The 21563-nt window shown below is 55.2% G+C and carries 23 protein-coding genes; 12 read left to right on the top strand and 11 right to left on the bottom strand.

The window, feature by feature from the left end:
- Positions 1–5: 5 nt before the first annotated feature.
- The 8 genes from ABD013_RS01360 to ABD013_RS01325 form a co-directional block, all read right to left on the bottom strand.
- Positions 6–653 (bottom strand): class I SAM-dependent methyltransferase, encoded by a 648-nt coding sequence (locus ABD013_RS01360; protein WP_343801119.1) that lies wholly within the window; start codon positions 651–653, stop codon positions 6–8.
- 138 nt (positions 654–791) lie between these two features.
- The gene (locus ABD013_RS01355) at positions 792–1175 is read right to left on the bottom strand and encodes a hypothetical protein (protein WP_343801116.1); all 384 of its coding nucleotides are present in this window, start codon (positions 1173–1175) and stop codon (positions 792–794) included.
- A 144-nt stretch (positions 1176–1319) separates the two neighbouring features.
- Positions 1320–1853: a GNAT family N-acetyltransferase gene (locus ABD013_RS01350; RefSeq protein WP_343801113.1), complete on the bottom strand. Its 534-nt coding sequence runs from the start codon at positions 1851–1853 to the stop codon at positions 1320–1322.
- 93 nt (positions 1854–1946) lie between these two features.
- Positions 1947–2264 (bottom strand): ribonuclease E inhibitor RraB, encoded by a 318-nt coding sequence (locus tag ABD013_RS01345; protein WP_343801110.1) that lies wholly within the window; start codon positions 2262–2264, stop codon positions 1947–1949.
- Positions 2265–2373: 109 nt separating this feature from the next.
- On the bottom strand, positions 2374–2754 hold the full coding sequence (locus ABD013_RS01340) for a hypothetical protein (RefSeq protein WP_343801107.1): 381 nt from the start codon (positions 2752–2754) through the stop codon (positions 2374–2376).
- A 136-nt stretch (positions 2755–2890) separates the two neighbouring features.
- Entirely contained in the window at positions 2891–3685 is a 795-nt protein-coding gene (locus ABD013_RS01335) for a DUF3800 domain-containing protein (RefSeq protein WP_343801104.1), read from the bottom strand.
- A 106-nt stretch (positions 3686–3791) separates the two neighbouring features.
- Positions 3792–4136, bottom strand: a complete 345-nt coding sequence (locus ABD013_RS01330; protein WP_343801101.1) for a hypothetical protein — start codon at positions 4134–4136, stop codon at positions 3792–3794.
- Positions 4137–4157: 21 nt separating this feature from the next.
- Entirely contained in the window at positions 4158–5456 is a 1299-nt protein-coding gene (locus ABD013_RS01325) for a DUF5677 domain-containing protein (RefSeq protein WP_343801098.1), read from the bottom strand.
- Positions 5457–5547: 91 nt separating this feature from the next.
- Here ABD013_RS01325 and ABD013_RS01320 point away from each other — a divergent pair, with 91 nt between their 5' ends.
- Both ABD013_RS01320 and ABD013_RS01315 read left to right on the top strand, forming a co-directional pair.
- On the top strand, positions 5548–6627 hold the full coding sequence (locus ABD013_RS01320) for an integron integrase (RefSeq protein ID WP_343801095.1): 1080 nt from the start codon (positions 5548–5550) through the stop codon (positions 6625–6627).
- 128 nt (positions 6628–6755) lie between these two features.
- Positions 6756–7145 (top strand): universal stress protein, encoded by a 390-nt coding sequence (locus tag ABD013_RS01315; protein WP_343801092.1) that lies wholly within the window; start codon positions 6756–6758, stop codon positions 7143–7145.
- 175 nt (positions 7146–7320) lie between these two features.
- Here the strand turns inward: ABD013_RS01315 and ABD013_RS01310 are convergent, their stop codons facing one another.
- The 3 genes from ABD013_RS01310 to ABD013_RS01300 are packed head-to-tail and all read right to left on the bottom strand — an operon-like array spanning position 7321 to position 10077.
- Positions 7321–7944 (bottom strand): phosphoadenosine phosphosulfate reductase domain-containing protein, encoded by a 624-nt coding sequence (locus ABD013_RS01310; protein ID WP_343801089.1) that lies wholly within the window; start codon positions 7942–7944, stop codon positions 7321–7323.
- Positions 7945–7958: 14 nt separating this feature from the next.
- Complete coding sequence (locus ABD013_RS01305) at positions 7959–8435, bottom strand: DUF934 domain-containing protein (RefSeq protein WP_343801086.1); 477 nt, start codon at positions 8433–8435, stop codon at positions 7959–7961.
- Positions 8419–10077, bottom strand: coding sequence for a nitrite/sulfite reductase (locus tag ABD013_RS01300; protein ID WP_343801083.1), 1659 nt, complete (start codon positions 10075–10077; stop codon positions 8419–8421). Before ABD013_RS01300 ends, ABD013_RS01305 begins: the two co-directional genes overlap by 17 nt.
- 326 nt (positions 10078–10403) lie before the next feature.
- On the opposite strand from ABD013_RS01300, the gene cysD reads away from it, so the two are divergent.
- From cysD to ABD013_RS01250, 10 genes are all read left to right on the top strand, one after another.
- On the top strand, positions 10404–11321 hold the full coding sequence (gene cysD, locus ABD013_RS01295; RefSeq protein WP_425543374.1) for a sulfate adenylyltransferase subunit CysD: 918 nt from the start codon (positions 10404–10406) through the stop codon (positions 11319–11321).
- 112 nt (positions 11322–11433) lie between these two features.
- Positions 11434–13095, top strand: coding sequence for a sulfate adenylyltransferase subunit CysN (gene cysN / locus ABD013_RS01290; protein ID WP_343801080.1), 1662 nt, complete (start codon positions 11434–11436; stop codon positions 13093–13095).
- A 172-nt stretch (positions 13096–13267) separates the two neighbouring features.
- The gene (rsxA, locus tag ABD013_RS01285) at positions 13268–13849 is read left to right on the top strand and encodes an electron transport complex subunit RsxA (RefSeq protein WP_343801077.1); all 582 of its coding nucleotides are present in this window, start codon (positions 13268–13270) and stop codon (positions 13847–13849) included.
- A 13-nt stretch (positions 13850–13862) separates the two neighbouring features.
- Positions 13863–14468: an electron transport complex subunit RsxB gene (gene rsxB, locus ABD013_RS01280; RefSeq protein WP_343801074.1), complete on the top strand. Its 606-nt coding sequence runs from the start codon at positions 13863–13865 to the stop codon at positions 14466–14468.
- A complete protein-coding gene (gene rsxC, locus ABD013_RS01275; protein WP_343801072.1) occupies positions 14468–16993 on the top strand; it encodes an electron transport complex subunit RsxC in 2526 nt (841 codons plus the stop codon). The genes rsxB and rsxC overlap by 1 nt, the downstream gene beginning before the upstream one ends.
- Positions 16994–17038: 45 nt before the next feature.
- On the top strand, positions 17039–18094 hold the full coding sequence (gene rsxD, locus ABD013_RS01270) for an electron transport complex subunit RsxD (RefSeq protein WP_343801069.1): 1056 nt from the start codon (positions 17039–17041) through the stop codon (positions 18092–18094).
- The gene (rsxG, locus tag ABD013_RS01265; protein WP_343801066.1) at positions 18091–18747 is read left to right on the top strand and encodes an electron transport complex subunit RsxG; all 657 of its coding nucleotides are present in this window, start codon (positions 18091–18093) and stop codon (positions 18745–18747) included. The genes rsxD and rsxG overlap by 4 nt, the downstream gene beginning before the upstream one ends.
- Positions 18744–19448, top strand: a complete 705-nt coding sequence (locus ABD013_RS01260) for an electron transport complex subunit E (protein WP_343801063.1) — start codon at positions 18744–18746, stop codon at positions 19446–19448. Before rsxG ends, ABD013_RS01260 begins: the two co-directional genes overlap by 4 nt.
- Before the next feature lie 81 nt (positions 19449–19529).
- Entirely contained in the window at positions 19530–20564 is a 1035-nt protein-coding gene (locus tag ABD013_RS01255) for a response regulator (protein WP_343801060.1), read from the top strand.
- Positions 20561–21535 (top strand): sensor domain-containing diguanylate cyclase, encoded by a 975-nt coding sequence (locus tag ABD013_RS01250; RefSeq protein ID WP_343801057.1) that lies wholly within the window; start codon positions 20561–20563, stop codon positions 21533–21535. Before ABD013_RS01255 ends, ABD013_RS01250 begins: the two co-directional genes overlap by 4 nt.
- Positions 21536–21563: the final 28 nt, after the last annotated feature.

Genomic DNA, 21563 nt, shown 5'->3' with positions numbered 1-21563 from the left:
GGTAATCATGCTTTGACACCAGATATTTCATAAATCATGCCGCCGTAGCGTGTATTGAATATTGTATTAGAAAAAAGCCTCTCTACGGATTTCCACGGTGAAACTTGAAAATACTCATCGGTATAGCCGTATTGCTTGCCAATAGCTAATACAAATTTGAAAACAAAACCGGGGAGGCTCTCTGGTTTTTTTCCATCCAGAATAGCAAATCGGCCACCTGATGGGAGCGCGATATAGGCCTTTTCTATCACGCTTTCATATTCTGGTATGTAGCCAAAAACCCCTGTGGAAAATATTGCATCTAATCCAGCTGGAAAATTGAACAGCGTCAAATCTGATTCTATAAGTTCAATATTATCCCAGTTATTCCTGCGAGCTTTCTGGCGAGCTACTTCAAGCATTCCAGGAGCGATATCAACGCCAATGATCTTTCCTTGCGGCCCGACTTTTTCCAAGATGAGAGGAAAATTCAATCCTGTACCGCACCCTAGCTCTAAAACGGTATCTCCCGGATTCAAATCAAGACACTCTACGATCTCAGACCGGTATGTTTGCATTCTGAGCCCCGCCAGCCTGAACAGGGTAGTTGCAAAATCGTAGCTTTCAGCGCCCTTATCGTACAAATACTTAACTTTCTCTCGAGGTATAGCCATGGGTTCTCCGTTAGCCTAACGCCGCGGTTAAAGGGCCAAAAAAGCGTAGCTTTTGAGATCTCAGTGAGCAAAGCGAACGATTTTCAATCGCTTTGATATGTTGAACTCCGCTCAAACAAAGCCAACCGGCATCCAGGTTCATGCCAGGTAACTCAGGGCGTAAAACGCAACAAGAACACCCAAGCAACCCATTGCAATGTAGCTCGCGAAGTAAACCTTCTGCTGCGCGCGCGCTCCAACCCTTAAGCCTTCGTGTCTGAAGCTCAGGTTCTTGACAGCCTCCCTTCCCGCGACATCAAAATAGATGGCGCCGGCGACAAGGGAGAAATACGGCCAGCTTTCACTCCCCAAAATCATGAGCGCACCGCTAACCGGCATCCATATAAGAGTAAGAAGATCCCAATAGGCGACGTAAAGTTCAGAGCGCTGGATCAGAGAATCAGTGTAATCAGGGTCCTCCTGGATCCCTAGGGATTGTGCCAACTTAAAATTAATAGAGGAAATCAGCTGCACGATGTACATCGCACCTCCGAGCAAGAGTTGCATCCACGCTAATAGCTCAAACACATCTGATTCCTAGTTTTCAACATAACGCTTTTGTTTAGCGGCGACTACGGAGCGCAGCGTACTAGGCGTCCGGTGTAGGGCCTCCAGGCCCGGAACGCACTACAACAATTTGTTATGCAATGCCCAGTCGTCGCACGTCATTCGATAGCCCCGCACTGGTCGGGCATGGAACTCTCGAAGTGTATAGTCTCCGAACCCGACCTTCTCCGTCACCCTAACGGAGGCTGTATGCTCCGGCTCTATAATAACAATTACCGACTCGCAGTGTTTTTGGTCGAAAGCATACTGGAGAACACCTTTGACAGCTTCTGTCGCATACCCCTGATGCCAGAACCTACGCGCCAGACGATAACCTAGGTTGATTTCTTCAACATCGCCAACCAACTCCGGTCCAACGCCACAGAAGCCGATAAAATTCCCTGATTTCTTCTCGCACAATGCCCATGGCCCGATTCCGTGAGAGGCATAAGACTCAAGGCACCAATCAACAAACTTTCGGGTCGCTTCTTCGTCGCAAACTCCACGGACGGAGAACTTCATGACTTCCGGATCACTGAGCATTGCGGTGAGTACCGGAACGTCTTGATGGGACAGCCTCCTTGCAATCAACCTCTCTGTTTCAAACAATGGCACCAATCTCTTCCTGTGCATAACGCCTTACACAGCGGTGCGAGGTACGAGCGTCCGGCACCGTAGGCGTGAACTGCTGTAACTTGTTATATGCCATTAGTGCAATACACCCCAAGACTCACACACCCCACGATAATTAGACATTAACTTAGTAACCTGTTGCTGGGTGGATACGACCAATTCATAAGAAAGCAATCCATGCCGCGTGAATAGGACATAACCATCATACCCATCTTCTGGCTCAAATATTTCAATAGAGCCCACCAGCTCCTGTAACTTAGCTAGTGCTTCTTTCGACGGAGGCCACGCATCGAAATCAACATTAAAATCGACAGATTGTGGTTGAGAAAAATCTACTCCAACCTCTTCAAGCTTACGAAGCACATCCCCGTCTGCATCTTCTGGAAAATTCACCTAAGTCTCCATGGCATATAACGCCGCCGTAACGGGCCGAAGCTGCGCAGCAGCGAAGGTCCGAGCCCAACGCAGTTGGGCTGAACGTTGACGGCCTTGTTAGCGAATTTCATTGGTACGCGTACTCCGCGAGTATTGTCTTAGGTTCACCATGCTTTGTTGAGTAAGCATGAAGATATACCGAAACCGTCGGCATCTCAGTCCGGCGGCTACTGATGGACGAATGCAATGCTTGAACTATTGCTTTCCCGGTGATTTGGTAAACGCTGATGTTAACGCCACCACCAGACCATGGACCGAAAGACCACCCTCCGGCTTCAAACTTAACAAGCTGCTTATTCGAACAATCTTGTTTGTTATCGCACATGCCGTTACTGATGAGTATGTGCTGAACATCACCAAGAAATATCTGTGCTTCATCATAATAAGCATGTGAGCTACAACCTGACAGAAGGTTTGCGCCAATCGCTATGAACAGAATGAGCTTCATAAGTATCTCGCTAACGCCGCGCTCTGCGGCAAATTTGGAGCGCAGCGGAAAATTTGTCCGACAGCAGCGCTTTGTTAGTTGCGTTGAATGCCATATGCTCTGCGCCATTGGGTTCTAGGTTTACACTGGACATTCGTCAAATGGTCATTGAGGTGATTAAGACTCCTTCCTTTCCGCTCGATGAACTTCCTACCTTTACGCGCTTATCGATTGTATCGAAACATTCTGCATAAAATGTTTTGACAACATTTGGTGTGTTCGGCTTATAGCCTTTTTCAATTTCCAAGAATCTACGGATACACAATGCCACAAGATCAGAAAGCTGGATCATTGGGTTTTTTCTTGAGTCAATAGGATAGCTAAACTCTACTATCCATTTCACTTTTTGGTTGTTTGGAACTTCAAACCGTCTATTTTGGATGATTGCTTCAACACTTTCGTGATGCTCTTCTTTTTCGTCCAGAACAATCATACCGCGAGCCGACTGCCCGAGATTTTCCTTTACGTGCCAATTCATGTAAGTAATTAGGTAGTCAAAGGATAGAAGGTACGGGTGATTACTGTCATATACCGTATTAAAGGCGCATTCTGCGTTCAACAAAGACTCTTTCTCTAATGCGAAGAAATGGACGTGATGACCAAGTTCATTAATTAGGCCAAGTAAATCTCGAACCAGTTGCAATCTATCCTGGATAGGATGCCCATCAAAAGGGCCTTCGCCATTTGGAGATAGAAGCTCATTTGAGTGCACCTCAAACCCCGGTGGTACATTGCCGTTAAAATAATCAGAAATTATTCGATCAAGACTCTCTTTAGTGTTATTCCATTTTTTATCTGCCACGCTAAGTCCAGCAAGCACAAAAATTGGCTGCTGTGCATCCTGCAAATTCGCCCCAGTATCACCACTTTCATCTAGATAGAAAAAATGCACTCGATATTCTCCTTGTGCGAGCAACTAACGCCGCCGTAACGGGCCTAAGCTGCGCAGCAGCGAAGGTCCGAGCCCAACGCAGTTGGGCTGAACGTTGACGGCCTTGTTAGCGTTCCTTACTTGCATAAGTACCAATTCCTAAATGAAATTGAACCTGCCAAATAGCAAGCACAACTCCTGGAATAAAAAACCAAAACCAAATGAGCATCGCAGGCAAAGCGAGCGGGGCTGCTATTAATGTTCCTACAATAGGCCAGAACCTACTCACACGGACATCTCGAACCCAACCAGCCACCATGACGCCAAGGGAGATCCATGGAAAGACCACCACCAGTGCTCCAATAGCTTTATCGGTGATGACCAGTTCTGAGGCGCCATTCAGTGTTGCCCATAGTGCTGGCAGAGAGGCCAGCCCCATAACTGCGGCCCATATGACTCGGTGCTTAATCATCTTTCAACGCTAACGCTCAGCTCACGCGCCGTTGTGTAGCTGCGAAGCAGCGGAAAAACGGTCGCCGTGCAGCTGCTTGTTAAGTTTGTCTTTGCTAAATGTAATGCCCGATCCAATATCATCTGCCACTCTTACAAAGATTTTTGTAATACAAAAATCAACTATTCTTACTATAGAGTCCTTCACATCCCGATCATATACAGTATCGTCTCCATGTTCTAAAGCCCCTTTATATCTTGCAGACATGCTAAAGTCGTGATGTGCAATATCAGACAAGAAAGCATAGACATCTTTATAATAAGCTTCACCAAAAGGGGAAAGCCTAGCCTTCTCTATAACCGATTTAGTAATGTTGAACTGATACAGTTTAGCTTCTTTGATTTTTTCAGCAGAATTCCTATCGAGCTTATTGGCAACCTGCTCTTTGAGTGTTTTATCACATTCCTTTTTCCACTCGTTTTCAGACATCACGCTTGATAATTGAATCATCCGTGTGATTTCGTGCGGGCTTAACCAGCACATGTAAAAATTCAGCGAAAGCTCATACAAACTCCTCACTATATTTGCTGACTGAATAACTAGATCTTCATCTATTAGAATTCTAATTGACTTCAACATTTCAGATGCTCTTGCGAGGATGCCAAAAATTATCTGGTGGTAGCTTACATCAGATCTTTCATTTGAATGGAATTGTCGAAACTCACCTTTAAGGACCTCAATATAGTTTTCTAGCTTTGTTAATTCTAGAGATATGTCATCGCTTACATCAGTTCCTAATAATGAAAGGAATGAGTCTCGGTTGACTTTTTCCATTGAAAATATGAAGTGAGTGTAAGGATTATAAGTACATTTAAAACCCTTAATTGTTAGCGCAGATTCTTCCAAGCCTTTTTTAGATCCGAGAACAATAACTGGAGGCTTACTGACTCCTAAAGATAGATATGCATGATAGGTTGCCACATCATCAGCGCACACGAAGTCAAATCCACTGTCTTTATTGAGATTCTGATAAATATGTAGTGCAGGTCGATACCCCCCGCGTATTGTAGATGCTACATAATCAATATCTTCTTGAGATGGATTATCTGTAATGTGCTCCCACCCATTTTTTGTACGCTTATAAAACCCTGGCTCAATTCGTGAAATTGATACTCGGGTTATATAGCCTTTGACTTTTCCTTCAAGATAATCACAATACTTTTTAAAGAAAAAATCATCTTGCTCTACTTCCCGAGCTATCAACTCATTAGGATCAACCTTAATCGTTTTTGGCGAGACCAAAAGTGATAAGGGATTATTTGAGATATCTAGTTCACTCATAGAAACTTAACAGTCTGTTAATGAGGTCTTCGACCTCATAATAATTATTATCGGGTATACCTTTCAATTCCGACCACTGCTCGGCAACTCATTGAAGTACAAAGACTTCGAACTTTGGCAACCGGATAAAAAGGTACTTTTCTCGACATCACGCCACCCGGCGGGTATAACGATTTGCATACATTTCATGGATGAGGTGTTGTACATGTCGAGTTCTCCTTTTCTCAAGTCCGTTGAGGACTTCATGCTGGTCCAGCGCTACAGCCGGCGGACGATCAGCACTTATCTTTACTGGATCAAGTACTTCATTCTGTACAGCGGCAAGCGCCATCCTCGCCAGCTGCATGATGAAGACATCATTCGGTTTCTGACCTTTCTTGCCGTTGAGCGCAATGTTTCTGGCGGCACCCAGGCACTGGCGCTGAACGCGATCGTTTTTCTCAAAGCAAAATTCCTGGGCCAAACGGTGGGGGACCTTTCCAGCTTTAGCCCATCCCGCAAGCCGCGAAAACTGCCTGTCGTGCTGACCAATAAGGAAGTGGCCGCCCTGCTCGGCCAGCTGACTGGAGTCCGCTATCTGATGGCCGCCATGCTGTACGGCTCGGGATTGCGACGCATTGAGCTGGTGCGCCTGAGAGTCAAGGATATCGATTTCGACTATCGGCAAATTCGGGTGTTTAACGGCAAGGGTGGCAAACACCGGCTGGTGACGCTTGCGGAGGAGCTGTTGCCCCTGCTGGCTCAGCAGGTGGAGCGGGTAGAGAACTATCTCAAGCAGGATTTGATGTGCGAAGGTTACGCGGGTGTGTGGCTGCCTGATGCACTTGCGCGCAAGTATCCCAATGCGCCGTTTGAGTCTGGCTGGCATTATCTCTTCCCTGCTTCTCGCCTGAGTATTGACCCTGCCAGCAAACTCCTGCGCCGGCACCATTACGATGAGAGTAACCTGAACAAACTGATAAGAAAAGCGGCGCGGGATGCTGACATTCGCAAGCAGGTGTCATGTCATACCTTGCGGCATTCATTCGCAACGCACTTGCTGCAGTCTGGAGTGGATATACGGACGGTACAGCAGCAACTCGGCCATGCTGATGTGAAGATAACCGAGATCTATACTCATGTATTGAAACAGGGGGCTCAGGGCGTCAGAAGCCCGTTAAGCACCCTGTGAAGGTCTCGCCCGCAAATCGAGACCGAAGCGCGAGACCGGGTAGCGGGATTACAGCTGCATACCTTCCCGCTTCCCCTGAACTGCTAAGCTTGTGACAGGTACCTAATCCTTTAACCAGGAGAGAAGTGATGAGCTACCGACATGTTCTGGTCACCGTGGACTTGTCTGAAGCAAGTAAAACACTTATCGATAAAGCCATCGAGCAAGCCAAACCGGCGAATAGCAAGCTTTCGATTGTGTATGTCGAAACGGACCGTCTGACGGAAGACCCAAAAGAGGAGCAACGTATACAGGCGCAGCTGCACAGCCTTGTTGATGAGTGTGGCTATCCTGTGACGGACACTTTGTCAGTCATCGGTGATTTACATATGAAGGTGGCCGGTTTGGTCAATACCAGTGATGTTGACCTGGTTGTATGTGGCCACCACCACAACCTGGTTAGCCGCCTATTCAGTTCAGTACCCAAACTCGTCAACAATGTGAAAGCAGACTTGCTGATCGTTAATCTCGGTTCATAGCATGTTCGGTGAATACCCATGGGGGACGGCTATAACCACCAGGTTGATCACGCAAAGGTAAATGCTTACTCCGCCGCAGGCCTGTGGCTGATAAAACCCCGACTTGTTGATACTTCTTTCAGACACCAAAAAGCCCGCTATTGCGGGCTTTTTCAACTACCACGAGCGAATGTGATTACAGCTGCGTATGCAGGCCGCACTCACGCGTTTCGAGCGCCTTGGTCGGGTCGAAGTAGTCGTGCTCGTTGGGCAGGTTATGCTCGGCCAGGTAGGCGTCCATATCCGCTTCGGTCCAGTTGAACAGCGGCGCCACCTTGATGATGCCGTCCTTGCTGGCAGAGACGATATCCAGTGACTGACGGAATTCGGTCTGATCCTTGCGGATGGCGTTCAGCCAGAGGTCCGGCTTCAGCTCCCCTAGCGCGCGCTGGAACGGCTCCAGTTTCACCTGACGGGTAAACTCTTCGTGCTGAGGATCGTCCACGTCCGGGATGCCGCCCATCAGCACGTTACGGCGTGCGGCGCTCATCTCGGGGATGTAGGTGACGATGTTCAGGTTCAGGTCCTTGATCAGCTTTTCCGCGAAGCGGTAAGTCGCCGAGGTGTTGTAACCGGAATCCACCCACAGCACCTTGATGTCAGGCTTGGCCTGCACCGCCATGTGCAGGATCACCGACTCGTAGGGACGGAAGTTGGTGGTCACCAGCGGCTTGTCGCTGTTGGCGATGGCCCAGGCAACAATTTCCTGAGGAGTCTTGCCGGCCAGTTCGGCGTTGGCGGCTGCCAGATCGATGCTCATTCCTGTTCTCCTTGTCAGCTTTGCGGATAGGCCGGGCGGGTTACGGAGGCGCCACCCTGATAGCGAACGCTCATTTCGTCGAAGGCGTTCAGCACTTCCGGCGTGTAGCGATCTTCCGGTACCAGCAGGGCGTCGAAGCCACAACGTTCCAGATGTGCCAGACGGTCGCGGGTCACGTCACCCACGGCACGCAGCTGGCCCTTGTAGCCGTCACGACGCAACAGGCGCGCGATGCTGAAGCCACGGCCATCGGTGAAGGCCGGGAATTCCACGGCAATCAGTTCAACCTGGCCGTTCAGCGCCAGCACCTGGTCCAGGTCGTCGTCGCCGTTGACCTGGACGCCAACTTCACGACCGGCCAGGGCTTCGCGGTTTTCCAGCCACTGCGCCAGCGGCAGGATGATGGCACCGTCTGCGGGGATCGACTGATCCTCCGCAACCGTGATCCACTTGTCTTCAGCTACCGGGGTGCGATCAATGATCAGCGGCATATACGGCCTCCTTGAACGGCTCTACTCCGACACGACGTACCACTTCCAGGAAGCTTTCTGCTTCGGAGTCGCGCTGGTCGATGTAAGTCAGCAAAATCTTTTCGATGGTGTTGGCCACTTCGTCAGCGGCGATCGCCTTACCGATGGACTTGCCCAGTGACGCTTCCGCCTCGGATGAGCCGCCCAGGGTGAACTGGTACCAGTCCTCGCCTTTCTTGTCGACGCCGAGGATACCGATATGACCCACGTGGTGGTGCGCACAGGCGTTGATGCAGCCGGACATGTTGAGACGGATCTCACCTATGTCGTGCATGTAGTCCACGTTTTCGAACTTCTCGTTGATCTGTTCGGCGATGTTCAGGGTCTTGGCGTTGGCCAGGCCGCAGAAATCGAAACCGGGGCAGACGATCATGTCGGTCAGAGTACCGATGTTCGGGCGCGCCAGGTTGTTAGCGTTGAGGCTGTTCCACACTTCGTGCAGATCGCTCTGTTTCACGTCCGCCAGCACCAGGTTCTGATGATGGGTGGCACGGATCTCGCCGAAGGAGAAGCGGTCTGCCAGGTCGGCTACAGCTTCCATCTGCAGGTCGGTGATATCACCCGGCGCCTTCAGGTACGGCTTCAGCGATACGACAACGATGCGGTAACCCGGCACCTTGTGCTCAACGGTGTTGCGCTCGTACCAGGCACGGAAGTCATCGTTCTGGGCCAGCAGTGCATCCAGGTTGCTGTCGGCGGCATCGGCCTCATAAGCCGGCGGTGCAAACTGCGCCTTAACCTTGTCGATCTCTGCCTGCGACAGACGCAGGTCAGACTCGCGAATCTCGGCCCACTCGGCTTCTACCTGTTCGCGGAAGGCGTCGATACCCATGGCGTTCACAAGGATCTTGATACGCGCCTTGTACTTGTTGTCGCGACGACCGTTCAGGTTGTACACGCGGATGATCGCTTCCAGGTAGGAGAGCAGATCCTGCGGTGCCAGGAACGGGTTGATCTGCTTGCCGATCACCGGAGTACGGCCCAGGCCGCCACCGACCAGCACTTCGAAGCCGATCTCGCCAGCGTCGTTCTTGACCAGGTGCAAGCCGATATCGTGAACCTGAGACGCGGCACGGTCTTCAGGACCGCCGGTGACGGCGATCTTGAACTTGCGCGGCAGGTAGGCGAATTCCGGGTGCAGCGTTGACCACTGACGAATGATCTCACACCAGGGGCGTGGATCTTCCAGTTCACTGGCGATCACACCAGCGTAGGGATCAGTAGTGGTGTTACGGATACAGTTACCGGAGGTCTGGATGGCGTGCATCTGCACTTCGGCCAGCTCGGCCAGAATATCAGGCACAGACTCCAGCGTCGGCCAGTTGTACTGAATATTGGTGCGCGTGGTGAAGTGGCCATAGCCCTTGTCGTAAGTACGGGCGATGTGGGCCAGCTTGCGCAACTGGGTAGAAGAAAGCAGACCGTAGGGAACAGCCACACGCAGCATCGGTGCCTGACGCTGTATATAGAGGCCATTCATCAGGCGCAGAGCACGAAACTCCTCGTCGGGCAGTTCGCCAGCCAGAAAACGACGGGTCTGGTCGCGATACTGCGCCACCCGTTCGTCTACCAGCTTCTGGTCCACTTCGGTGTATTGGTACATGTCAGGTCAACCTTGTTATTGACAGGGTGCTGAAAACCTAGGTGCGTTTTCCAACACTCTGATAAGCGTCATTGAAACAGGCTGCCATGCTACCCATGCAGCTTTATAACGTAAAATACTAATTAATAATTTTGTTATTCCTTTATGGAACTTAGGACCTTAGACTATAAAAGGTATGGATACGCGGCCCGCTTATTCTTTTCTGACATATAAGAATGCATATATATTCTTTTTTATTTTATAACCTCTTCGCCATAATGCCGTTCAGTTATGAGCCCACCCTTAACTCCGGGCTCTGTGTACCAACCAAGTGAAAGAGTCGCACGATGAATCTGTTGCCGGAACACCGCCTGACCCATCTGAAACAGCTCGAAGCTGAAAGCATTCACATCATCCGCGAGGTGGCTGCCGAGTTCGATAATCCGGTCATGCTCTACTCCATCGGCAAGGACTCATCCGTGATGCTGCACCTTGCCCGTAAGGCCTTTTTCCCGGGCAAGCCGCCCTTCCCTCTGCTGCACGTGGACACCACCTGGAAGTTCAAGGAGATGATCCAGTTCCGTGACAAGATGGCAGAAGAAGCCGGCATGGACCTGATCGTGCACATCAACCCGGAAGGCGTTGAGATGGGCATCAGCCCGTTCGAGCACGGCTCTTCCAAGCATACCGACATCATGAAAACTCAGGGCCTGAAGCAGGCACTGGACAAGTACAAGTTCGACGCAGCCTTCGGTGGTGCCCGCCGTGACGAGGAGAAATCCCGCGCCAAGGAGCGTGTATTCTCCTTCCGTGACAAGCACCACCGCTGGGACCCGAAAAACCAGCGTCCGGAGCTGTGGAATACCTACAACACCCGCGTTGACAAGGGCGAGAGCATCCGCGTCTTCCCGCTGTCCAACTGGACCGAGCTGGATATCTGGCAGTACATCCACCTGGAGCAGATCCCGCTGGTACCGCTGTACTTCTCCGCGGTTCGTCCGGTCGTCGAGCGCGATGGCATGCTGATCATGGTGGATGACGAACGTATGCCGCTGGCTGACGGTGAAGTGCCGATGATGAAGAACATCCGCTTCCGTACCCTGGGCTGCTATCCGCTGACCGGTGCCGTTGAATCCGACGCCGACACCCTGCCGGAGATCATCCAGGAGATGCTGCTGACCACCACGTCAGAGCGCCAGGGCCGCGCCATCGACCACGACAGCGCCGGCTCCATGGAGCAGAAGAAGATGGAAGGTTACTTCTGATCTCGGCTTAACAAGCGGCTACAGCATTCATTGTGAGAGCGCGCCCTGAGCGCAGGTACAACTCGAGACGCGCCGGACGCGCTCCACATACAGAACACGGGAAGAGATAAACATGTCACACCAATCCGATCTGATCGCAACTGATATCGATGCTTACCTGGATCAGCACGAGAACAAGGAACTGCTGCGCTTTCTGACCTGTGGCAGCGTGGACGACGGCAAATCCACCCTGATCGGCCGTCTGCTGCACGATTCCAAGATGATCTACGAAGATCAGCTGGCCGCGATTCAGAGCGACAGCAAGAAAGTCGGCACCACCGGTGAAGAACTTGACCTGGCACTGCTGGTTGATGGTCTGCAGGCAGAGCGCGAACAGGGCATCACTATCGATGTTGCCTACCGCTACTTCTCTACGGCCAAGCGCAAGTTCATCATCGCCGACACCCCGGGACACGAGCAGTACACCCGCAACATGGCGACCGGTGCGTCTACCTGCGACCTGGCGATCATCCTGATCGACGCCCGTCACGGCGTCCAGGTACAGACCCGCCGCCATAGCTTCATCGTTTCTCTGCTGGGCATCAAGCACACGCTGGTGGCCGTCAACAAGATGGACCTGGTGGACTTCAGCGAAGAACGCTTTGAAGAGATCAAGAAGGACTACCTGGAATTTGCCAGCGGCCTGGGCCTGAAGGATATCCACTTCGCCCCGATCTCCGCGCTCAAGGGCGACAACGTGGTCAACCCGTCCGAGCACATGCCCTGGTATAAGGGTGAGTCACTGATGGAAACGCTGGAGAGCGTTGAGATCGCCGGCGACGCCAACTTCGATGAGCTGCGCTTCCCGGTGCAGTACGTCAACCGCCCGAACCTGAACTTCCGCGGCTACTGCGGCACCCTGAGCGCCGGTATCGTGCGCCCGGGTGACGAAGTCACCGTACTGCCGTCCGGCAAGTCCAGCAAGGTGAAGTCTATTGTCACCTTCGACGGCGAACTGCAGGAAGCCTTCGCGCCCATGGCGGTGACCCTGACACTGGAAGACGAAATCGATATCTCCCGTGGCGACATCATCGTACACAGCAAGCAGGTGCCGGAATCCACGTCCAAATTTGGCGCCCACCTGGTGTGGATGTCCGAGCAGGAACTGGTCCCGGGCCGCAGCTACGAGATCAAGCTGGCCAGCACCCGTACCGCAGGTCGCATCAGCGCTATCCGCCACCGCATCGACGTCAACACGCTGGAACAGATCCCAGCCGCTACACTGAGCCTGAACGAGATCGCTCAGGTAGAAGTCACACTGGAGCGTCCGGTGGTGGCTGACGATTACCGCCGTCACAAGGGCACAGGCTCGTTCATCGTGGTGGATCGCCTGACCAACGCCACCGTGGCCGCGGGCATGATCGAAACGACCGCGGCTGATGATAGTGCGATCGAACTTCAGGACCAGTCCGTCGTGACCACCGAGCTGCGCGCCCAGCGTTGCGGCCAGAGTGCTGCCCTGATTCGCCTGGAAGGCGCCAGTGACGAGCTGCGCAGCACCCTGCTGTTCACGCTGGAGCAGCAGCTGTTCAATCGCGGGCGTCTGCCGCTGGCCCTGACCGGGCAAAATGCGGATCAGATCCAGGCATTGAAAGCGGCCGGCTTACTGCTGCTGACCGACGCGCCCGAACAGGAAGCCGACCTGGTACTGGCACTCGATGACTTGCAGGGACTGGCACCGGCCACCCAAGTCAGTAAGTTGCTGCAGCAAATCGAACAGGCTGGACTGATCTGATCAGTCAGCATCAGGAAGAACAACCGGCCCTTTGGGCCGGTTTCTGACTCAGCGGTTGCCAGACATCAACAGGCTGATCTATACCCTGAGGTTATAAATCCGGTAAAATTTCAGCAGATTCTAATACGCCTTGCAGGACTCTCCTGCAGGGGTCGAGGCAATGACAGGGGCTATGACTGATTTTCTGCTCATCCTGATCAGCACCGTACTGGTGAATAACTTCGTCCTGGTACAGTTCCTGGGGCTCTGTCCCTTTATGGGCGTGTCCAACAAGCTGGAAACAGCCATGGGCATGTCGCTGGCCACCACCTTCGTGCTGACGCTGTCGTCGGTGTGCAGCTACCTGGTCTACTCGGCACTGCTGAAGCCTTTTGGTCTGGAATACCTGCAGACGATCGCCTTCATCCTGGTGATCGCCGTGGTGGTGCAGTTCACCGAGATGGTGGTACACAAGACCAGCCCCATGCTGTACAAGCTGCTGGGCATCTTCCTGCCGTTGATCACCACCAACTGCGCCGTACTCGGTGTCGCCCTGCTCAATATCAAGAAGCAGAACGGCTTTGTCGAGTCGATCGCCTATGGTTTCGGGGCTGCCGTCGGCTTTTCGCTGGCGCTGGTGCTGTTCTCGGCCATCCGTGAGCGCGTTGCCGTGGCGGATGTGCCCATCCCCTTCCGCGGCGCCGCGATCGGCATGGTGACGGCTGGCCTGATGTCGCTGGCGTTCATGGGTTTTGCCGGCCTCGTGCAGTTCTGAGGCGGAGTGAGCAATGACCACTGTAATTACTGCAATTCTGATTCTGTTTGGCCTGGCGGTGGTGTTCGGCATCATCCTGGGCTACGCCTCGGTCCGCTTCCGGGTTGAAGGTAACCCGATCGTCGACCAGATCGACGCCCTGCTGCCGCAGACCCAGTGTGGCCAGTGCGGCTACCCGGGCTGCCGCCCCTATGCCGAAGCGATCTCCAACGGCGATGCAATCAACAAGTGCCCGCCCGGCGGCCAGAGCACCATCGAGGCGCTGGCCGACCTGCTCGATGTCGAGGCGGTCCCGCTTGATGCCGAACACGGCGAAGAACAAGCCAAAACGGTTGCTTTCATCCGCGAGGATGAGTGCATCGGCTGCACCAAGTGCATCCAGGCCTGCCCGGTGGATGCGATCCTCGGCGCAGCCAAGCAGATGCATACGGTTATCTCCAGCGAGTGCACCGGCTGCGACCTCTGTGTAGAACCCTGCCCTGTGGACTGTATCGATATGATTCCGGTGGAAACCACCATCGCCAACTGGAAGTGGCCGGCACCGGCTGAATCGCGCAACCTGAACCTGATCGCCACCGATCGCGGTCGTGGCGAGTTGCAACACCAGGAGGCGCACTGATGGGCAAGGTATTCGCATTCCACGGCGGCATCCATCCGCCGGAGAACAAGAAACAGTCGACCCGTACGCCGATCCGCAAAGCGCCGCTGCCGAAACTGCTTTACCTGCCGCTGCAGCAGCATATCGGCATGGCGGCCAGCCCGCTGGTCAATGTGGGCGACCGCGTGCTCAAGGGTCAGATGATCGCCGAGCCAGTGGGCCGCATCAGCGCCTCCCTGCACGCACCTACGTCGGGCACCATTCGTTCCATCGGTCCGCATCCAGTCCCCCACGCATCGGGCCTGGAGTCCGACTGCATCGTGATCGAGAGCGATGGCCAGGATGAGTGGCTCGAGCATAAGGGGCTGGAAGACTACACTCAGCTGGAGCCCAGCGCGCTGATCGAACACATCCGCCGCTGCGGCATCGCCGGCATGGGCGGCGCCGGTTTCCCGACCGATGTCAAACTGCACCTGGGTGACGATCACATCGTCAACACGCTGATCATCAATGCGGCGGAGTGCGAGCCTTACATTACTGCCGATGACATGCTGATGCGTGAACGCGCCCACGAGATCCTCGGCGGCATTCGGGTAATCAGCCACCTGCTCAAGCCCAGCCACATCATGATCGGCATCGAGGACAACAAGTCCCACGCCATCCATACGCTGGAATCGGTACTCAAGGGGTGCGACCTGAATATCGACATCCGCGTGGTGCCGACCAAGTACCCGTCCGGCGGCGAGCGCCAGCTGATCCAGCTGCTCACCGGCCTGGAAGTACCCAGCGGCCACATCCCGGCCGATATCGGTATTGTGTGCCAGAACATCGGCACCACGGCCGCCATCTATCGCGCCGTGCACCATGGCGAGCCGCTGATCTCACGTATCGTCACCGTTACCGGTGATGCCGTGGCGCAGCCGCAGAATCTGGAAGCGCTGATCGGTACGCCGTTCGCCGACCTGCTCGATGCGGCCAATGTGTACGAGAACAAGCTCTATCGACTGGTGATGGGCGGCCCGATGATGGGCGTGACCATCGAGCATGACCAGATCCCGGTGATCAAGACCACCAACTGCATCATCGCCGCCACCATCGACGAAATGCCGCCGGCCCCGCCGGAACAACCCTGCATCCGCTGCAACATGTGCGAACAGGTGTGCCCGGTGACCCTGCTGCCGCAGCAGCTGTACTGGTTCTCCAAGGGCCGCGAATTCGACAAGGCCAAGCACCACAACCTGTTTGACTGCATTGAGTGCGGCGCCTGCGCCTATGTCTGCCCAAGCAGCATTCCGCTGGTGCAGTACTATCGTTTCGCCAAGTCCGAGATCCGCACCGAGGAAGCGGAACAGCGCAAGGCCGATCATGCTCGCGAGCGCTTCGAGGCTCGTCAGGCGCGCCTTGAGCGTGAGCAGGAAGAGAAGGAAGCCCGCCGCAAGGCTCGTGCCGAGGAAGCCGCCCGTGCCCAGAAGGCACGTAAGAGTGCAGAGACCGAGACGACCGCCGCTGAGCCGGTACAGGATATCAATGCACTGAAAACCGCTGCTGCGGTTGCACGCACCAAGCTAAAGAAAGCACAGAAGGCTCTGGATGCCGCCCGTGACAGCGGAGAAGGTGACATTCCGGCACTGGAAGCCGCCGTGCAGGCCGCCCAGACCAGCTCTGAGCAGGCACAACAGGCGCTGGAAAAAGCCGAAGGTGCCAAGCCGGCGGCACCCGCTGCAGTCGACACCAAACAGCTGAAAACTGCCGCTGCCGTCGCCCGCACCAAGCTGAAAAAGGCTCAGAAGGCACTGGATGCCGCACGCGAAAGCGGTGAAGGCGATCTGGCGACACTGGAAGCGGCGCTCAAGGCCGCTCAAGAGAGTGCCGACCAGGCTCAGCAGGCTTTTGAGCAGGCAGAATCCGGTGCTTCAACAGATGCAGCGGCTGCAGGCCCTGACCTTAAACAGCTGAAAACTGCCGCGGCCGTGGCGCGCACCAAGCTGAAGAAGGCCCGTGACGCGCTGAAAAACGCCGAGGACAAGGGACTTGAGGGACTCGACAAGCTGCGTGCCACCCTCACCACGCTGGAGCAGAAGGCCGATGAGGCGGATAAGGCCTACAAGGATGCCGAAAGCGCCGCAGGCGCTTCAGCCGCGCCGGCCCAGGCGGCACCGATCGATATGAAGGCGCTGAAACAGCAGGTGTCAATCATGCGCACCAAGCTGAAGAAAGCCGAAGCGGCACTGGACGGTCTCGAAGGTGATGAGCGTACCCAGGCCGAACAGGCCCTTGAGGAACTGCGCCAGCGCCACGCCGAGGCAGACAAGGCGTTCAAGGCGGCTGAACAGGCTCAGATCGACGCTGCTGCCGCTCAGGGCGTCGACCTCAAGCAGTTGAAGATCGATGCTGCCATGGCCCGTGCCGCTGTCACCAAGCTGGAGCGTGCATTGGCCAAGACCGAAGAGGCACAGGAACGTACCTCCATCGAAGCCGAGCTGGTAACCGCCCGCGACAAGGCCGAACAGCTGAACAAAACCCTGCAGCAGCATGAGCCGGCCTGACGCCATGCTGACTGCATCTATTATCGTTAACGGGATCGAATCGACATGTCTCTGATCCGGATGAGTTCACCTCATGTCTACAAGACCAACACCACCGCCAATGTGATGCGGCTGGTGCTGCTGGCGACCCTGCCCGGCATCCTTGCCCTGACCTTCTTCTTCGGCTGGGGCACGCTGATCCAGATCGTCTGGGCCGGTGCACTGGCCCTGGCCTTCGAAGCCGCCATTCTGAAACTGCGTCGCCGCCCGATCATGTTCTATCTGAATGACGGCAGTGCGCTGGTGACCGCCCTGCTGCTCGCCGTCGCCATTCCGCCTTTTGCGCCCTGGTGGGTCACCGCTGTCGGCGTGTTCGTGGCGATCGTCATCGCCAAGCACCTCTATGGTGGACTGGGCCAGAACCCGTTCAACCCGGCAATGGTCGCCTATGCCCTGCTGCTGATCTCCTTCCCGGTGGAAATGACCCGCTGGACGGCGCCTTTCGTGCTTAATGGTGAAGGCTGGCCGGTGGCCTCTTTCATGGACACCCTGGGAGCGATTTTCGGATCGGTCGAGCATGTCTGGTACGACAGTTTCACCGGCGCCACACCGCTGGATGAGCTGCGCCACCGCAGCGGCCTGACCACCGAAGAAACCTGGCGTCAGTCGCTGGTATTGTCGCAGGGCATCGGTGCCTGGCATGCTGTCAGCGCGGCCTGGTTCATGGGTGGCATCTTCCTGCTCTACCGCAAGATCATTACCTGGCACGCCCCCATCTCCATGCTGCTGGCACTGGCGATCTCTGCCACCCTGTTCTACGGTTTTGACCCGGACAACTATGCCGATCCCTTCTTCCACCTGAGCACCGGCGCCACCATGCTGGCGGCGTTCTTCATCATCACCGACCCGGTATCCAGTGCGACCAGCAACCGTGGCCGCATCATTTTCGGTGCCAGCATTGGTGTACTGATCTTCATCATCCGCACCTGGGGTAATTACCCGGATGGCGTCGCCTTTGCCGTACTACTGATGAACCTGGCCGCCCCGTTCATCGACCTCTACTCCCAGCCACGCAGCTATGGCCATAGCCAGAGCAACAAGGGACGTGGAGGCAAGGCATGAACGAAATCATCAACTCCATCCGCACCAACGCCCTGGCGATCGGCCTGTTTGCCATCGTCACCTCGGCGGTAATCGCACTCACCCAGCAGGCCACCAAGGAGCAGATCAGCCACAACAAGGCGGAGTTCCAGGCCCGGGCGCTGTTCGAAATCGTCCCCAAATCGGTGGATCCCGAGCTGGTTAACCACAAGCTGCAGATGCAGGCTCCCGAACTGGGCAGCGAGACACCGATCGAGCTCTACCAGGCGATCAAGGACAACCAGGTCGTGACCGTGCTGATGCCGGTGATTGCACCCGAGGGCTACAGCGGTAACATCGAATTGCTGGTGGGCGTCAATGCCGACAGCACACTGGCAGGCGTACGCGTGCTCAGCCACAAGGAAACCCCGGGACTGGGCGATAAGGTCGAACTGAGCAAGTCCGACTGGATCCTGTCTTTCAACGGTGAACAGATGGCGATGGGCGGCGATGACAGTTGGGCCGTGAAGAAGGATGGCGGCCGCTTTGACCAGTTTACCGGCGCGACCATTACCCCACGCGCCATCGTGGGCGCCACCGCCCGCGCGATAGAGTTTTTCCGTGCCCACCGTGAGCGTCTGCTGACACCGGTCACGGACAAGGCGCAGCCCCGGGCTGCAGGAGTAACAGAATGAGCGTCGATTATCGCAAGATCACGCTGGATGGCCTCTGGCACAACAACCCGGCACTGGTTCAGCTGCTGGGCCTCTGCCCGTTGCTGGCGGTCACCGCATCCGTGGTCAACGCACTTGGACTGGGCCTCGCCAGTACACTGGTACTGGTCAGCTCCAACCTGACCGTATCCCTGTTTCGCAAACTGGTACCCGAAACCGTACGTCTGCCGATCTTCGTCATGATCATCGCCTCCTTCGTGACCGCCATCGAACTGGTGATGCAGGCGTTGACGTATGAGCTCTACCTGATTCTCGGCATCTTCATTCCCCTGATCGTAACCAACTGCGCCATCATGGGTCGCGCCGACGCCTTTGCAGTGAAGAATCCGGTGCGTGCATCGGTGCTCGACGGTCTGATGATGGGCGTGGGCTTCACCATCGTACTGGTCCTGCTGGGCGGCCTGCGTGAAGTTCTGGGCACCGGCCTGCTGTTCAGCAACATGCACCTGCTGTTCGGCGAAGCGGCACGCAGCTGGGAGCTGACCCTGTTTGCCGACTACCCCGGCTTCCTCTTCGCCATCCTGCCGCCCGGCGCCTTTGTTGGCCTGGGCCTGATGATCGCGCTGAAAAACGTAATCGATGCCCGCATCGAAAAACGCCGTCAGATGGCGCAAAAACCGACACAATTGACCGGCAGCAAGCGAGTGCGGGTTACCGGATAACTAGACTTTAGGGTTGTTGTAACACTCGGAGGTTTTGACTACTCTCGAATGTTAATACATTCATGAGTATCAGGAGCCAAGGTGGGCAACCCTCTTCCAGTCATTATCTGTGATGATTCACGACTGGCACGCAAGCATATGGAACGTGCGCTGGCACCGTGGAATCTCGCCATCACTCACGCCAATCATGGCCTGGAGGCGCTTGAAGCGATCCGGGCCGGCAAGGGCGAGCTGCTGTTCCTTGATCTGAACATGCCGATGATGGACGGCTATGAGGTTCTGGAAAGAATTCGCAGCCAGGATCTGCCGGTGCTCACCATTGTCGTCTCCGGTGACATCCAGCCTGAAGCCCACGCGCGCGTGCGCAATCTCGGCGCGCTGGATTTCATCCAGAAGCCGATCAATATCGAGCACCTGAGCCGCTCACTGCATGCCTTCGGCCTGCTGGAAGAGGTGACAGCAGCCACCCCCGCCTCCGCTTCCGCCTCTGAGCCCATCCTGACCGGAACCACCAGTAATTCACCGATTGAGCAGGCACTGGCGCTAAGCGGCCACTACCAGGAACTCGCCAACGTCGCCATGGGCCAGGCTGCCGGCCTGTTGGCCGAGCTGATGAACACCTTCATCGAACTGCCGATTCCCAGCGTCAAGCTTGTCGAGGCCGGCGAGCTGGAAATGGCGATGCAGCAATCGATCAGCCAATCGTCCTTTACCACTGTCTGCCAGGGCTTTATCGCGCCCGGTATCTCCGGTGAGGCTCTGCTGATTTTGAACGGTGCCCAGCCCGATCAGCTGGCGCAACTGCTTAACCATCATGGTGAAATCAACGCTCAGGTCGAACGCGAACTGACCATGGAGATTGCCGCAGTGCTGATCGGCGCCTTCCTCAACGGCCTCGGGCAACAGCTCGATCTGAACTTCAGTCAAAGCTCACCGAAGATGCTCGACGCACTACCACGCCGGGGCAATTTGACCCGGACCGGCCAGCCCGACCGGATCCTGAGCATCGACATCAGCTACCGCATCGAGGGGCTGGCACTCAGCTGTGACCTGCTGCTGCTGTTTACCGAAGACTCCCTCCCCAAACTGAATGAACTGGCGAGCCACCTGTCATGATCAACCCGCCTGAGCACGTATTGACCACCAACGAATTTCACTGGCAGCTGGGGCTGCTGCAGAATCTGGATGTGGGCCTGGTGGTACTGGACGCCGATCACAGGGTTGTGGTCTGGAACAGCTTCATGTCCAACCACTCAGGCATCAGTGATCCGTGCGCCTGCGGCAAGCAGCTGCCGGAGCTGTTCAGCAACTTCCCGAATGACTGGTTCAAACGCAAGCTCAACAGTGTCTTCCTGTTGCGCAACCGCGCCTTTATCACCTGGGAAGAGCGGCCTTACCTGTTCAGGTTCAAGCCTCACCATCCGATTACCGGTGTCGCCGAATTCATGTACCAGAATGTGACCCTGATTCCGCTGTCATCACCCAACGGCCAGATTGAGCATGTCGGCATCATGGTCTACGACATGACCCCGGTGGCTATCAGCCAGCAGGCTCTGCGCACGGCCAATGAGGAACTGGCCCTGCTGAGCCGCACCGACAAGCTGAGTGGACTGGCCAACCGTGGCCACTGGGAGGAGTGCCTGCATCAGGAATACGAGCGCTTTCGCCGCACCCAGACGCCTTCCAGCCTCGTCATGCTGGATGTGGACCATTTCAAGAAGATCAATGATACCTATGGTCACCAGGCCGGTGATGAAGTCATACGCATCCTGTCCAACCTGCTGAAGAGTCACGCCCGCAATACTGACACCGCCGGGCGCTATGGCGGCGAGGAGTTCGGCGTCCTGCTGGTCAACACCAATGAGGATAATGCCATGGTGTTCGCTGAACGGGTCCGCAACGCCGTTGAAGCCCTCACCATCCGCCACGGGCCTCACCAGATCCGCTTCACCATCAGCCTCGGCATCGCTCAGGTCAACAACAGTCATCAGTCGCACGAGGACTGGATACGCGACACGGACACGGCGCTCTACCACTCCAAAACAACGGGGCGCAACCGTACCACCCTGGCTGAGGATCTGGAATAATTACGGCTTCACCAACCCACCGCAAGCG

Origin of the sequence: Marinobacterium maritimum, from assembly GCF_039523155.1 — a bacterium.
GTDB classification, from domain to species: Bacteria; Pseudomonadota; Gammaproteobacteria; order Pseudomonadales; family Balneatricaceae; genus Marinobacterium; species Marinobacterium maritimum.
This window is presented reverse-complemented; position numbering and strand designations above follow the sequence as displayed.